We start from the raw sequence: 13,939 nt of genomic DNA on the forward strand, positions 1-13,939 counted from the left end.
GACCCTGGGCGCATCTACGGTCGTGATCTACGCCGTCGAGTTCTGGGAGACCGGCGTGCGTGTCCTGGGGATCGGTGCAGTAGACACCCTGGCCCCGTTTGCTGGCCTGACAACTGAGCCCGCGTTCGATGTGCACGAGGCGACAATCGTCATGAACGCCGACCTGGGCACCAGGTGTGAGTGGATCTTGCCGACAAGCCAGCCTGTGCAGACGGTGACCATCGGGACAGTGACCTATTCCGCCTCTGCCTCGACCGACGCGTCGACCTCATGGCGAACCTGCTGCTCTCACATCTAGACGATCGCGCCGACCGCCTCGGGCTGGAAGCCCGGGAACACCTGCGCGGCCGACGCCCCCATCCGCCGGACGGCGACCTCGGCAAGGACGCTGCGATAGTCGGTGGTGACGGTCAGGTCGGCGTTCGCGTCGTCGACCAGGCCCGGCCAGCGGCCGTGATAGCCGCCGCGCACGCCGGCGCCGAGCAGCAGCATCGCCGTCCCGAACCCGTGGTCGAGGCCGTAGTTGGCGTTCTCCTTGGTGCGCCGGCCGAACTCGGAGACGGTCACCAGGGTCACCTTCTCGCCGAGCGGGCCGAGGTCGGTGAAGAAGGCGGCCAGCGCCGAGGCGAGCTCGGTCGCCATCCGCTGCATCTCGCCCCACTCCAGGGTGCCGAGCCCGGAGTGGTGGTCCCAGGAGCCGTGATCGACGGTGATCACCTCGGCGCCGACGTCGCCGCGGATGGTCCGGGCCGCGGCGGAGAGCGCGCGGCCCAGGTCGCCGTCGGGGTAGTGCGCGCCGTTGGCCGGGGTCGCGGACGTCGCCCGCACCGGGCCGAAGTCGGCCACCGCCTGCATCGCGGAGCGGGCGCCCGCGCCGAGCGGGCCGCCGACGCCGGACCACATCGTCCGCATCGAGCGGGGCCGACGTCCCGCGGTGTCCCACTTGTCCGCACCGGAGAGCCGCATGTCCGCGATGCTCTCGACCGCGACGCTCGGCTGCGGCCCCGCGAGCGACACCGGCGGCACCGACTCGCCGAGCTGGACCGCCTGCAACGGGTGCGCGTAGGCGTCGCGGCCGATCAGCCGGTTGAGCCAGCCGATCCGCGCGGCGGAGCCGGGGTCGGCGTCCTCGACCTCCTCGATCGCCGCGAAGTGCGACCGGTTGGGGGCGGGCAGCCCCGCGGCGTGGACGACGGCGACCTTGCCCGCGTTCCAGAGCGGGAGCAGCGGCGCGAGGTTGGGGTGCAGCCCGAAGAAGGAGTCCTTGGCGAGCAGGCTCGCGGCCGGGACGGCGATCCGCGGCCGCGCCGTGTAGTACGCCGGGTCGGCGTGGGGCACGACCAGGCTCATCCCGTCGACCGCGCCGCGCAGCGAGAGGACGACGAGGACGGCCGGCGCCGATCGGGTCGCGGCGTACGACGTCTCGACGAAGGCGCCGCCGTACGCCGTCGCGACGCTCAGGCCGGCGCCCACGGCGAGCGCGCCGCGGATCAGTCCGCGGCGGCTGAGGCCGGCGTACTCCGCGCAGTCGTGCGAGCCTTCGGTCATCGCGCTCACCTCGTCATGTGGATCGGGCTGTCGAGGAACACCGTGAGCAGCCGGGCCATCTCCCAGCGCACGATCCGGTGCTTGGGGGTGATCACCTCGCCGGCACGACAGCCGGTCGCCTCGCGCGCGACCTGCTGCAGCAGCGCGCTCGCGGGCTGGCCGTGGATGGTCCGAGCCAGGTGGTCGACGAGCGCCGCGAAGCGGACCTGCTTCTTCGGCAGCCAGGCGCGGGCCGCCGGATAGGCCAGTCCCTGCTTCGGCCACCAGCCGCCCGCCAGCGTGTAGTGCACGTCGAGCGAGGCCAGGAAGCGGGACGTCGACGACCAGGCCGCCGCACTGTCCGGCCGGCCGTCGGGTCGCTGCCAGGCGAAGGGCGCCAGCCCGAGGCCCGTGGTCTGCCACAGGATCTCGTTGGCGCCGGTCTCGTCCTCGCCCATGCCGTTGCGCGGCGCCCGCGTGATCCGCACGCCGAGCGCGCGCCAGGTCGCGACGACGTCCTCGGCGGGCGTGCGGACCTTGACGTTGCGCGCCGCCGCGAACTCCGGCGACGCCACCAGCGCCCGCAGCACCGGCACGATCGCGGTGTCATTGCTCAGGTAGACCGCGGCCAGCCGGCCGATCAGCGCGGCGGGCGGGGTGTCCGAGACGAACCGGATCGCCAGCTTGGTCGCGATCCGCCGCGCGGTGGCGGGGTGGCGCGCCAGATAGCCGAGGTAGGCCGCCAGCACCGGCCGCCCGTCGGGGGCGCTGTTGGGGTGGCTGAAGCCCATCACCGTGACCGGTCCGGTCCAGTGCTGCGCGGGGTCGTAGGAGAAGGCCCAGTCGGTCCAGAGGCCGACCCGGTAGCCGGTCAGGATCTTCGCGGACGCCTTGACGTCGGCCTCGCCGTACTGGCCGCGGCCGACGGTGTGCAGCTCGAGCAGCTCACGGCCGAGGTTCTCGTTGGGGGCGCGCTTCGAGGAGTTGGCGTTGGTGAGGTAGACCGCCATCGCCGGATGCGTGATCGCGGCCTCGAGCAGGTCGGCGTACTTGACGAGGGCGTGCGCCCGCACCGTCTTGCCGTACGACGTCCGGAACGGCCCGACCTCACCGTTCGCCGGGACGTGCAGATGGTGCTCCCAGAAGTCGGTCATCGTCTCCAGCACCTGGCGCTGCGAGCCGATCCGGCGGGCCAGCGTCCAGCACTGGTAGTTGGCGTCCGCGCGCCAGAGGCCCTCGACGTCGTCCCGGTCGCGCTGCCACAGCTGCGCGGGCGTGGCATTGACGGAGGTCCACCAGGCGGCGGTCTGGGCGTACCAGCGGTCGTCGTACCCACCGGTGAGCTGGCGGTCGAACCAGCGCGTGAAGCCGCCCGCCGCCTCGACCTGCTGGCGCAGCGCCGGCGTGTAGCCGGCCGTGAGCCGCTGCAGCGCGTGCAGCGTGGCGCGGCTCGGGACCTTCGTCTTCCGAGAAGCCGTCACCCTGCTCAGATCGGCCGGTACGGCGCCCTCCTGAGCAGGGTGACGGGATGGGGAGGGTCAGTGCGCCAGGGCGACCGATCCGTCGACCGCGACCGCGTCGGTCTCGACCTGCTGGATGGTGCGGGGCAGCATCAGCGCGACGACCGCGCCGATGGCCGTGGCACCGGCGCTGATCAGGAAGGCCGTCAGGTAGCCGTCGTTGGTGTAGAGCACCGCGCCACCGGTCATCTCCGGCGGGAGCGGGGCGACGTAGGAGTTGTTGAGGACGGCGAACACGATGACCGGCAAGATGGCCGGGAAGGCGCTCTGGAAGACGCCGACGATGCTCGCGGTCGAGGCCTGCAGCTGCGGCGGGACCGCGGCGATGAGCAGGTTCGGGACGGCGGCGTAGCCCAGGCCCTGGCCGAAGCCGAAGACGCCGGCGAGCACGACCAGCAGGCCCTTGCTGTCGTGGGCGACGCCGACGACGAAGAAGCCCGCGGCCATGGTGACCAGGCCCGCGACGAGCAGCGGCTGCGGGCGCACCTTGCGGCTGACCAGCAGGCCCATCACGAGACCGCCGACCATGCCCATCGCGCCGATCGGCGCCTGGAAGACGGCGTAGCCCTCGGCGGTCAGGCCGAAGCCGTAGCCGAGGCCGAGGATGGCGGGCGTCATCGCGATCATCGGCAGCAGCATGGTGAAGAGCGCACTCGCGCCGTACACGAAGCCGGCGCTGATCGTGGTGAGCAGAACCGGGCGACGGCGCAGCACGTCGACATCGATGAGCGGCTCGCGGACGGTGCGGGCGGAGACCAGCCAGCCGACCACGAGGGCCGCGCCGCCGAGCAGGTAGGTGAGGGTCTTGGCGTCGGTCCAGCCCCACGTCGGGCCGAAGCTGACCGCGACCAGGACGCCGGCGATGCCGCCGCCGAGCAGGATCGCGCCGACGAAGTCGAGCCGCGCCTTGCTGCGCAGCGGGGACTCGTCGGTGGTGAGCGCGATCAGGACGCCGAGCACGGCGAGGCCGATCAGGGCGAACCAGAAGATGCTGCGGAAGCCGTGGTTGTCGATCAGCCAGCCGGTCAGGAAGGGCGCCGGGATGGCGATCAGGCCCATGCCGCTGGTCGCGACGCTGACCGCGAGCGCGACCGTGCGGGGCGGGAAGACGTCGCGGATCAGCGAGTAGCTGAGGAACAGGCACGGGACGAGCAGGCCGGTGAGCGCGCGACCCGCGATCAGCATCCCGTAGCTGCCCGCGACCGCCGAGATCAGCGAGCCGAGTGCGGCGCCGGCGACGCAGACCAGCAGCATCCGGCGCTTGCCGTGCAGGTCGGCGAGCCGGCCGACGAGCGGCGCGGCGACGGCGCCGAAGAGCAGGAACGCCGTGAGCAGCCAGGCCACCTGGTTCGTCTGGTAGTGCGCGGCGATCGTCGGCAGTGCCATCGAGATCATCAGGTAGCTGATCGTGAGCATCTCCAGCAGCAGCACGATCGAGACGAGGGAGAACACCAGACGCGGTGTCCACCGCTCCGGCGCGGCGGCGCTGTGGCCGGACGGCGGCACGGCGCTGTCGGGGACGGTGACCATCGGGTGAGTTCCTTCCGGAAGGCCGAGCGGGCTCGGCGCCAGCCCGGCGGCGCCGGACGTGCCGCACATCACAGGGCAGCGGCGGACGACGCCGGACGGCTGCTCCCGTAGAACGGGATCGAGAAACCTCACCGATTCGTCGCACCCGGCAGATCTGTCGTCGTACCGGCCGTTTCACGACAGATCTGCCGGGTACGACGGTGACCGGTCTGGGTGGTGCCGCCGCTCAGCAGCCGGGCCGAGTTGACCAGGCCGACCAGGCTGAACGCCTGGGGCGTGTTGCCCAGATGCCGGCGGTGCGCCGGGTCGTACTCCTCGCTCAGCATGCCGACGTCGTTGCGCAGCGCGACCAGGCGCTCGAAGAGCTCCTCGGCCTCGTCGACACGGCCGATGCCGTGGAGCGCGTCGACCAGCCAGAAGCTGCACACCAGGAAGACGCCCTCGGTGCCGGGCAGCCCGTCGGCGCCGCCGTCGGCGCGCGGGTCGTAGCGCCGCACGAACCCGTCGTGGCACAGCTCGCGCCGGACGGCGTCGACGGTGCCGACCACCCGCGGGTCGTCCCACGGCAGGAAGCCGACGCGCGGGATGAGCAGCAACGCCGCGTCGAGGCCCTCGGAGCCGTAGAACTGGGTGAACGTGCCGCGCTCCTCGTCGAAGCCGTGGCGGCAGACGTCGTCGTGGATCTCGTCGCGGAGCCGGCGCCACCGGTCGACCGGCCCGGGCAGCCCGTGCTCCTCGACGCTCAGCACCGCGCGGTCGAGCCCGACCCACGCCATCACCTTCGAGTGCACGTAGTGGCGGCGCGGACCGCGGCCCTCCCAGAGCCCGTTGTCGGGCTCGTGCCAGTGCTTCTCGAGCCAGTCGAGCAGCGCGACCTGCAGGTTCCACGCGGTGTCCGTGGGCTCCAGCGCCGTCTCCCGCGCCAGATGCAGACCGTCGAGCACCTCGCCCCAGACGTCGAGCTGGAGCTGGCGGACCGCCTCGTTGCCCTGCCGCACCGGCGCGGACCCGTGGTAGCCCGCGAGCCACGGCAGCTCGAGCTCGGGCAGCCGGCGGGTGCCGTCGACGCCGTACATGATCTGGAGCTGGGCCGGGTCGCCCGCGACCGCGCGCACCAGCCACTGCCGCCACGCCTTCGCCTCGGACACGAAGCCCGCGCCGAGCAGCGCCTGGAGCGTGAACGCGGCGTCGCGCAGCCAGCAGTAGCGGTAGTCCCAGTTGCGCACTCCCCCGAGCTCCTCGGGCAGGGACGTCGTCGCGGCGGCGACGATGCCGCCGGACGGCGCATAGGTGAGCCCCTTGAGCAGGACCAGCGCGCGCCGCACCTCGGCCTCCCAGCGGCCGTCGTAGGCGCAGTCGCCGACCCAGTCCTCCCAGAACCGGAGCGTGTCGTCGAGCGCGGCCCGGGGCTCGGCCCGCTTGGCGTGACTGCGGTGCGACGCCTGGTGCGTCGCGACGAAGGCGACGCTCTCGCCCTCGTCGAGCGTGAACGAACAGTGGAGTGTGCCGTCGTCGACGATCATCGGTACGTCCGCCAACACACGGACGGTGTCGGGGCCGGCGATCGCGGTCAGGTCGGCCTCCTCGCCGCTGATCCACGGCTCGACGTTGCCGTAGTCGAACCGCAGCCGCAGCGTGGAGGTCATCGCGACCCGCCCGCGCTCGCAGGTCGCGATTCGCACCACGTCGGCCGCCTCGCCACGCGGCGGCATGAAGTCGAGGACCTCGACCACGCCGTCGTCCTGCTCCCAGCGGCTGCGGAGTACGAGCGAGTGGCCGACGTACTCGCGGCGGGTGACCTCCGTGGCGCCGTCGGGCCGCAGCCGCCAGCTGCCGGCGCGCTCGTCGTGCAGGATCGCGGCGAAGCAGGCCGGTGAGTCGAAGCGCGGCAGGCAGAGCCAGTCGATGGAGCCGGTGCGCGAGACGAGCGCGGCCGTGTGGAGGTCGCCGATCATCGCGTAGTCCTCGATCGGCCGAGGCCGCGCGGGGCCGCTCACCACCCGGTGACCTCGTCGGCGAGGGCGATCACGGTCTTGATGTCGCCGTCGCGGCGCGCGAACGCCTGCGCCGGATCGGCCATCGGAGCGACCCGGGTGATCACCCGCCGCAGCCAGTCGGCATCAGCCGCGGCGAGCGCCCGCGCCGCGGCCGCATAGTGGTCGCGGTTGGCGTTGACGGAGCCGACCACGACGTCATTCTCCAACACCAGCTCGCGGTTGATCGAGCCCATGTCGACGGGAATCCGGCGTCCCCCGGACGACACGCCGGTCAGGCAGACGATGCCGTACGGCCCGGTCGCGGCGATCGCGTCGACGATGAGCCGGCCGACACCGGTCGCCTCGATGACGACGTCCGGCTCCCAGCGGTCGGTCGCGGCCGCCATCCCGTCGGACACGTACGTCGCGCCGAGGGTCGCGACCAGGTCCGACTTGGGCCCGCCGGACACCACGTCGAGCACCCGTACGTCGAGCCCGCGCTGCACGCCGATCAGGGCAGCGAGCAGACCGATCGGCCCGGCGCCCGTGACGAGGGCGCGCTTCGGCTCGAACCAGCTGCGCCCTCCCGTGCGGTCGACCTGCTCCCATGCCTTCGCGACCACGCTGGTCGGCTCGAGCAGCACGCCGGCGAGCCCGAGCCCCTGCTCGACGGCGACGGCGTACTCGGTCGGTACCGTCCACCGCTCGCTGCCGTAGCCGTCGTGCTCCTTGATGCCGCGCTCGGTGTAGCGGCCGTTGCGGCACATGTCCCAGAAGCCACGCGCGCACGCCCCGCACGGCTCGGGGTCGGGGCGGCGCACGATCCCGGCCACGAGGTCGCCCTCGGCGAAGTCGCTGCCGTCGGGCGCCTGCAGCACCCGGCCGAGCGACTCGTGGCCGAGGACCAGCCGGTCCCGGCCGGGCGGTGCCGTCCCGTAGGCGCCGCTCGCGATCTCGCGATCGGTGCCGCACACGCCGAGGGCGAGGCCTTCGACGAGCAGCTCGTGCGGGCCGGGCTCGGGGTCCGGCACCGTGTCGACGCGCAGGGAGTCTGCTGCGCCCGGCTCGACGGTCAATGCCCTCACCTGCCAGGCGTACCCGTCGGGAGCGGCCTCCATACGACGTCCGCGGGTCGGACGGCCCTTGTCGGCGACGACCGAAGCCGGCCCGGATCTTCGGTCGTCGCGGCCGTGACCCCGGCCACAGCGGCGGACCTACCGTCGATCCGGATCGCCGAGCGGTCCGTACCGACCCATCGCCAGCAGGGAGCCAGACCGATGCCCTTCCTCACCCCCGACGTCCCGCCCGTCGACCCGGCGGAGTTCCTCACCCGCCGGCGCCAGGAGCGGATCCGCCTCCTCGCCACCTTCTGGTCCGAGTACGGATTCGGCACCCCGAAGATGGTGCACACCATCTACATCGTGAAGCTGCTGGTGCTCTCCATCGGCGGCGGCGTCGCGCTCGCGACCCTCACCTCCGACGTCGGCGGCCCGCTCGACGTCGCGAGCTGGTGGGACCAGCCGATCATCTACCAGAAGCTCGTGCTCTGGACGCTCTTCCTCGAACTGTTCGGCATCGGCGGCACGTGGGGTCCGCTCGCGGCGCACTTCAAGCCGATGACCGGCGGCATCAGCTACTGGGCGCGACCGGACACCATCCGGCTCCCACCGTGGCCGGCCAAGGTGCCCTTCACCCGCGGCGACAACCGCAGCCCGTTCGACGTCCTGCTCTATCTCGCCACCCTCGCCAGCTTCCTGTACGCCGCCGCGTCCGGCGGGGTCCGCATGGACGGCGCCGGTGTCGACCTGGTCGACCCCGTGCTGATGGCGATCCCGGCGGTGCTGCTGGTGCTCTGCGGCCTGCGCGACAAGGTCCTCTTCCTCGCCGCCCGCGGCGAGCAGTACCTGCCGATCCTCGTCATCTCGGCGCTCACCGGCCCGGTGCTCACGTTCACCGACTTCATCGTCGCCGCCAAGCTGATCATCGTCCTCGTCTGGGTGGGCGCCGCGATCTCCAAGATGAACCCGCACTTCGAGAACGTCGTCCCGCCGATGGTGTCGAACGCCCCCTTCGCGCCCAAGCTCGTCAAGCGCGCGCACTACCGCTCGCTGCCCGACGACCTCCTGCCGTCGCGGACCGCCTGGTTCATGGCCCACGTCCTCGGTACGACGGCCGAGCTGGTCGTCCCGCTGGTCCTGCTGTTCAGCACCGACTGGACGATCACCCTGCTCGCGGTCGGCGCGATGGTGCTCTTCCACCTGTTCATCACGCAGACCTTCCCACTGGCGGTGCCACTGGAGTGGAACCTGCTCTTCGCCTACATCACGGTGTTCCTGTTCGCCGGCCACTTCGCGGGCGACGGCTACGGCGTGACCGACTTCAGCGCCCCGTGGATGCTCCCGGCGTTCGTCGCGGCCCTGCTGTTCTTCCCGGTCCTCGGCAACCTGCGTCCCGACCTGGTCTCCTTCCTCCCCTCCATGCGCCAGTACGCCGGCAACTGGGCGTCGGCCACCTGGGCGTTCGCCCCCGGCGCCGAGGCCAAGCTCAACCAGCTCACCCGGCCGGCGAAGAACCAGATCGACCAGCTCGTCGAGGGCATGGGCTACGACCCCGACGTCGCCGAGATGACCATGCAGATGACGCTGGCCTGGCGCTCGATGCACAGCCAGGGCCGTGGCCTGTTCTCGGTGCTGCAGAACCACCTGGGCGCCGACTACGAGACCTACTCGCTGCGCGAGGCGGAGTTCTGCTGCAACTCGGTCATCGGCTGGAACTTCGGCGACGGCCACCTGCACGACGACCAGCTCATCGAGGCGATCCAGCGACGGGTCGGCTTCGAGCCCGGCGAGTTCGTCGTGGTCTGGGTGGAGTCGCAGCCGATCCACAAGCGGACGCAGGAGTACTTCGTCATGGACGCCGCCCTGGGCATCGTCGAGCGCGGCACCTGGCTGGTCGCCGACTGCGTGAAGGAGCAGCCGTGGCTGCCGAACGGCCCGGTCCCGACGACCGTCACCTGGCGCCGGAGCGACGCCCCGACGCCGGCGGTGCGCGCATGAGCCCCCTGGCCCGGATCCCGTTCGTCCGCGCGGCGCAGGACCCGACCGGGTCCTGCCTGCGGGACGGCGAGCGGGTGCTCGACAACGCCGCCTTCGCCGACGCCGTACGACGTCTTGCCCGGAGGTTCGAGGACCTCGGCGTCGCGCCGGGCGACACGGTCGCCGTCCTGCTCCCCAACTGCGGCGAGATCGTCACCACCATGTTCGCCGCCTGGTTCCGCGGCTCGGCCCTGACGCCGGTCAACCCGGTGCTCACCGACGACGAGGTGCGCTACCAGCTGGAGGACTCGGCCGCCGCGGTGCTGGTCGGCGACGAGCGGTCGCGCGACCTGGCCACGGCGCTGGGCATCGCGTGGGTCGACGTGGCCGACGTCCACGCCTGCGACGAGAGCCCGCTCCTGGAGCGGGATCCGGTGGCCGCGGCCGACGACTTCGCGCTGGTGATCTACACCAGCGGCACGACCGGCAAGCCGAAGGGCGTGCTGCTCGACCACGCGAACGTCGACGCGATGAGCGCCTCGCTGATCGAGCACTTCACGCTCTCGCCCGCCGACACCAGCCTGCTGGTGCTGCCGCTGTTCCACTGCAACGGCCTGGTCGCGGGCGTGCTGTCGGCGCTGCGGGCCGGCGGCGACGTGGTGGTGGCGCCGCGGTTCTCGCCGGACACCTTCTGGGACCTGGTCGAGACGCACCGGCCGACGTACTTCTCGGCGGTGCCGACGATCTACGCCGTCCTCGACGCCCGCACCGAGCGGGAGGCCGACACCTCCTCGCTGCGCTTCGTCATCTGCGGCGCGGCGCCGATGCCGGCCGAGCTGATCGCCCGCTTCGAGGAGCGGTTCGGCGTGCCGCTGGTCGAGGGCTACGGGCTCTCGGAGGGCACCGTCGCGTCGACCATCAACCCGGTCGCCGGCGTCCGCAAGGCCGGTACGGTCGGCATCGCGCTGCCGGGCCAGGAGGTCGCCGTGGTCGCGGCAGACGGCTCCCCGCTGCCGAGCGGCCGGCGCGGCGAGGTCGTGATCCGCGGCGCCAACGTGATGCGCGGCTATCTCGGTCGCCCGGAGGAGACCGCGCGGGTGGTCCGCGACGGCTGGCTGCACACCGGCGACGTCGGGATCATCGACGAGGACGGCTATCTGCGGATCGTCGACCGGATCAAGGACATGATCATCCGCGGCGGCGAGAACATCTATCCGAAGGAGATCGAGGAGTGCCTGTACGGGCACCCCGCGGTCCTCGAGGCGGCCGTCGTCGGGCGGCCGGACGCCGTCCTCGGCGAGGTCCCGGTCGCGTACGTCGCGGCGCGGCCCGGCCGGGTCGTGACGCCGGAGGAGCTGCTCGCCCACTGCGCGGCGTCGCTGGCGCGCTACAAGGTGCCGGCCGAGGTCGAGGTCCGGGCCGAGCTGCCCAAGAACTCCGTCGGCAAGCTGGTCAAGGGGCTGCTGCGTGAGCCGAGCCCGGTCTGAGCCGCGCGCCGATCCCCGCGCCCATCCACGCGCCGCGTCGCTCCCGGTCTGCGAGGATGCGGGCGTGGCTGAGCGATCCGGCGCCGATCTCGTCGAGACGGTCGCGGCCGCCCTGCAGCCGCGCCTGCCCGACCTGACGGGCGCGCTGCGCGACCGGCTGGCGACGAGGATCGAGGAGCTCGACGGCGACGCGGCGATCATCGACCTGCTCTACGCCAGCATCGAGGGCAATATCGACAACATCCTCAACGCGCTGCGCCACGACATCGCGCTCGACAAGATCGAGCCGCCGTCGGCGGCGTTCGAGTACGCGCGACGGCTCGCGCAGCGCGGCGTCCCGGTCAGCGCCCTGGTCCGCGCCTACCGGCTGGGACAGCAGAACCTGCTGGAGCTGGTCTTCGCCGAGTGCGAGCGGATCCCGGCGCCGCCGGAGGCGCGGACGTCGGCGTACGAGCGCGTCGTCCAGGTGACCTTCGACTACATCGACTGGATCTCGCAGCGGGTCATCACCGTCTACGAGGAGGAGCGCGAGCGCTGGCTCGCCGAGCGCAACAGCGCCCGCGTCGGCCGGGTCGACGAGCTGATCGCCGGCACGGTGAGCGACGTCGACGCCGCCGAGACCACGCTCGGCTACCGGCTGCGGGTGACCCACCTGGGCGCGGTGCTGTGGGTGCACGAGACCGGCACCCAGGGCGACCAGCTGGCCCGGTTCACCCGGGCCGCCACGGTCATCGCCGAGCAGCTCGGCTCCACCCGGTCGCCGCTGGTGATCCCGCGCGACCGGGCCACCGCATGGGCGTGGTTCGCCGTCGCCGAGGACGTCGTCCCCGACCTGACGGGCATTGCGGCGGTGCTCGCGCAGACCGGCGGGCCTCCCGTGCCGCGGGTCGCGCTCGGCCGCGCGGCCGCGGGCGTCGAGGGCTTCCGCCGTACCCACCGCCAGGCGCTGGACGCCCAGCAGGTGGCCATGGTCGGCGACGACCCGCGCGCGGTCACCGGCTTCGACGAGCCGGGCCTCAAGGTGGCCGCGCTGCTCACCCACGACCTCGACACCACGCGGGCGTGGGTGCGGGAGACGCTCGGCGACCTGGCCCGCGACGACGAGCAGCACGAGCGGCTGCGCCACACGCTGCTCTTGTTCTTCCAGAACGACAGCAGCTACACCGCCACCGCCGAGGCGATGCTCATGCACAAGAACTCGGTGAAGTACCGCATCGCGTCCGCCGAGAAGGCCCTGGGCCGCTCGATCAGCAGCGACCGGCAGGCGATCGAGCTCGCGCTGACCGCCTGCCACTGGCTCGGCCGGGCGGTGCTGGCGGCGTCCGCGTGAGGGCGACGCCCACGCCGGGACTTGTGCGCGAAGACCAAAGTCACCGCCGCAACTCCGGCCCCGCGGGACATGGGATCAGACCCCGTCCACGCCCTACCGTCGTGCCATGACCGACGCCATCGTGATCGGCAGCGGGCCCAACGGCCTCGCCGCAGCCCTGACCCTGGCCCGCGCCGGCGTGAGCGTCACCGTGCTGGAGGCGCAGGACGAGATCGGCGGCGGCACCCGCACCACCCAGCCCTTCGGCGACGGGATCCTCGTCGACCACTGCGCGGCCTTCCACCCGATGGCGCTGCAGTCGCCGGTGCTCGAGGGGCTCGACCGCTACGGCCTGCAGTGGGCCTGGCCCGAGATCGACGCCGCCCACCCGCTCGACGACGGCCCGGCCGCGCTGCTGCACCGCTCGGTCGCCGAGACCGCCGCCGGGCTGGGCGCCGACGGCCGCCGCTGGCGGATGCTCTTCGGCGGACCGTCGAAGAGCTACGCCACCTTCGCCGGCGACATCCTCGGCCCGGTCGTGCACCTCCCCCGTCACCCGCTGCTGATGGGCCGGTTCGGCGCGCCGACCGTGCTGCCCGCCGCGCTGCTCGCCCGGATCTTCCGCACCGAGCAGGCGCGCGCGCTCTTCCTCGGCACCACCGCCCACGCGATGCGGCCGCTCACCGAGGTCGTCTCCTCCGCGATCGGCATGGGGATCCTGACCGCCGGCCACCACGACGGCTGGCCGGTCGTCGTCGGCGGCACCCAGGCCCTGACCGACGCGATGGCGGCCGCGCTGGCCGACCTCGGCGGCAAGATCGAGACCGGCGTGCCGGTCACCGCGGTCTCCCAGCTGCCGCGCGCGGACGCCGTCCTGCTCAACCTGGCGCCGCAGTCCGCCCTGCGCCTGTACGACGACCAGCTCCCCGCCGGCACCCGCCGGGCCTACCGCCGCTATCGCTACGGACCGGCCGCCTTCAAGGTCGACTTCGCGGTCCAGGACGGCGTCCCGTGGCGCGACGCGGCGGTCGGCCGCGCCGGCACCGTGCACCTCGGCGGCGGCCCGGCCGAGATCATCGCCAACGAGCGGGCGGTCGCCCGCGGCCGGATGCCGGAGCAGCCGTTCGTGCTGCTCGGCCAGCAGTACCTCGCCGACCCGTCGCGCTCCCGCGGCGACGTGCACCCGGTCTACAGCTACGCCCACGTCCCGGCCGGCTTCGACGGCGACGCCACCGCGGCGATCACCGCGCAGATCGAGCGCTTCGCGCCGGGCTTCCGGGAGCGGATCGTCGACGTCCACGTCACCCGGCCGGGCGACTTCACCGCGGGCAACGCCAACTACGTGGGCGGCGACATCCTCACCGGCGCCAAGTCGCCCGCGGCGCTGCTGCTCGGGCCGCGGCCGGGCCGCAACCCCTACCGGACCGGCGCGCGCGGCGTCTACCTCTGCTCGGCCGCCGCTCCCCCGGGGCCGGGCGCCCACGGGATGGCGGGCTACCGCGCCGCACAGCTGGCGCTCCGCGACCTCGGGCTGCGCTGACGGCCGCAGCCAGCC

At 72.8% G+C, this 13,939-nt stretch carries 9 protein-coding genes; 4 read left to right on the plus strand and 5 right to left on the minus strand.

All coding sequences use genetic code 11. The annotated features are described in order from the left end of the window. Positions 1–294: 294 nt before the first annotated feature. The 5 genes from AB4880_RS14305 to AB4880_RS14325 form a co-directional block, all read right to left on the minus strand. Positions 295–1,548 carry a DUF1501 domain-containing protein gene (locus tag AB4880_RS14305; protein WP_367919884.1) on the minus strand — a complete coding sequence of 418 codons (1,254 nt, stop codon included), beginning with the start codon at positions 1,546–1,548 and terminating at the stop codon, positions 295–297. Between the two features lie 5 nt (positions 1,549–1,553). Next, complete coding sequence (locus AB4880_RS14310; RefSeq protein WP_367919885.1) at positions 1,554–3,008, minus strand: DUF1800 domain-containing protein; 1,455 nt, start codon at positions 3,006–3,008, stop codon at positions 1,554–1,556. 57 nt (positions 3,009–3,065) lie between these two features. Then, positions 3,066–4,577 carry an MFS transporter gene (locus AB4880_RS14315; protein ID WP_367919886.1) on the minus strand — a complete coding sequence of 504 codons (1,512 nt, stop codon included), beginning with the start codon at positions 4,575–4,577 and terminating at the stop codon, positions 3,066–3,068. A gap of 128 nt (positions 4,578–4,705) precedes the next feature. Beyond that, entirely contained in the window at positions 4,706–6,577 is a 1,872-nt protein-coding gene (locus tag AB4880_RS14320) for a glycoside hydrolase family 15 protein (RefSeq protein ID WP_367919887.1), read from the minus strand. Then, a complete protein-coding gene (locus tag AB4880_RS14325; protein ID WP_367919888.1) occupies positions 6,571–7,638 on the minus strand; it encodes a glucose 1-dehydrogenase in 1,068 nt (355 codons plus the stop codon). Before AB4880_RS14325 ends, AB4880_RS14320 begins: the two co-directional genes overlap by 7 nt. A gap of 192 nt (positions 7,639–7,830) precedes the next feature. On the opposite strand from AB4880_RS14325, the gene AB4880_RS14330 reads away from it, so the two are divergent. The 4 genes from AB4880_RS14330 (at position 7,831) to AB4880_RS14345 (ending at position 13,924) form a co-directional block, all read left to right on the plus strand. Beyond that, positions 7,831–9,609 carry a DUF3556 domain-containing protein gene (locus AB4880_RS14330; RefSeq protein ID WP_367919889.1) on the plus strand — a complete coding sequence of 593 codons (1,779 nt, stop codon included), beginning with the start codon at positions 7,831–7,833 and terminating at the stop codon, positions 9,607–9,609. Beyond that, a complete protein-coding gene (locus AB4880_RS14335; RefSeq protein ID WP_367919890.1) occupies positions 9,606–11,075 on the plus strand; it encodes a class I adenylate-forming enzyme family protein in 1,470 nt (489 codons plus the stop codon). Before AB4880_RS14330 ends, AB4880_RS14335 begins: the two co-directional genes overlap by 4 nt. Before the next feature lie 64 nt (positions 11,076–11,139). Then, positions 11,140–12,405: a PucR family transcriptional regulator gene (locus tag AB4880_RS14340; RefSeq protein ID WP_367919891.1), complete on the plus strand. Its 1,266-nt coding sequence runs from the start codon at positions 11,140–11,142 to the stop codon at positions 12,403–12,405. Between the two features lie 106 nt (positions 12,406–12,511). Next, on the plus strand, positions 12,512–13,924 hold the full coding sequence (locus AB4880_RS14345; RefSeq protein WP_367919892.1) for a phytoene desaturase family protein: 1,413 nt from the start codon (positions 12,512–12,514) through the stop codon (positions 13,922–13,924). Positions 13,925–13,939 lie beyond the last annotated feature (15 nt).

Origin of the sequence: Nocardioides ginsengisoli (assembly GCF_039537225.1) — a bacterium.
Lineage (GTDB): Bacteria > Actinomycetota > Actinomycetes > Propionibacteriales > Nocardioidaceae > Nocardioides > Nocardioides ginsengisoli.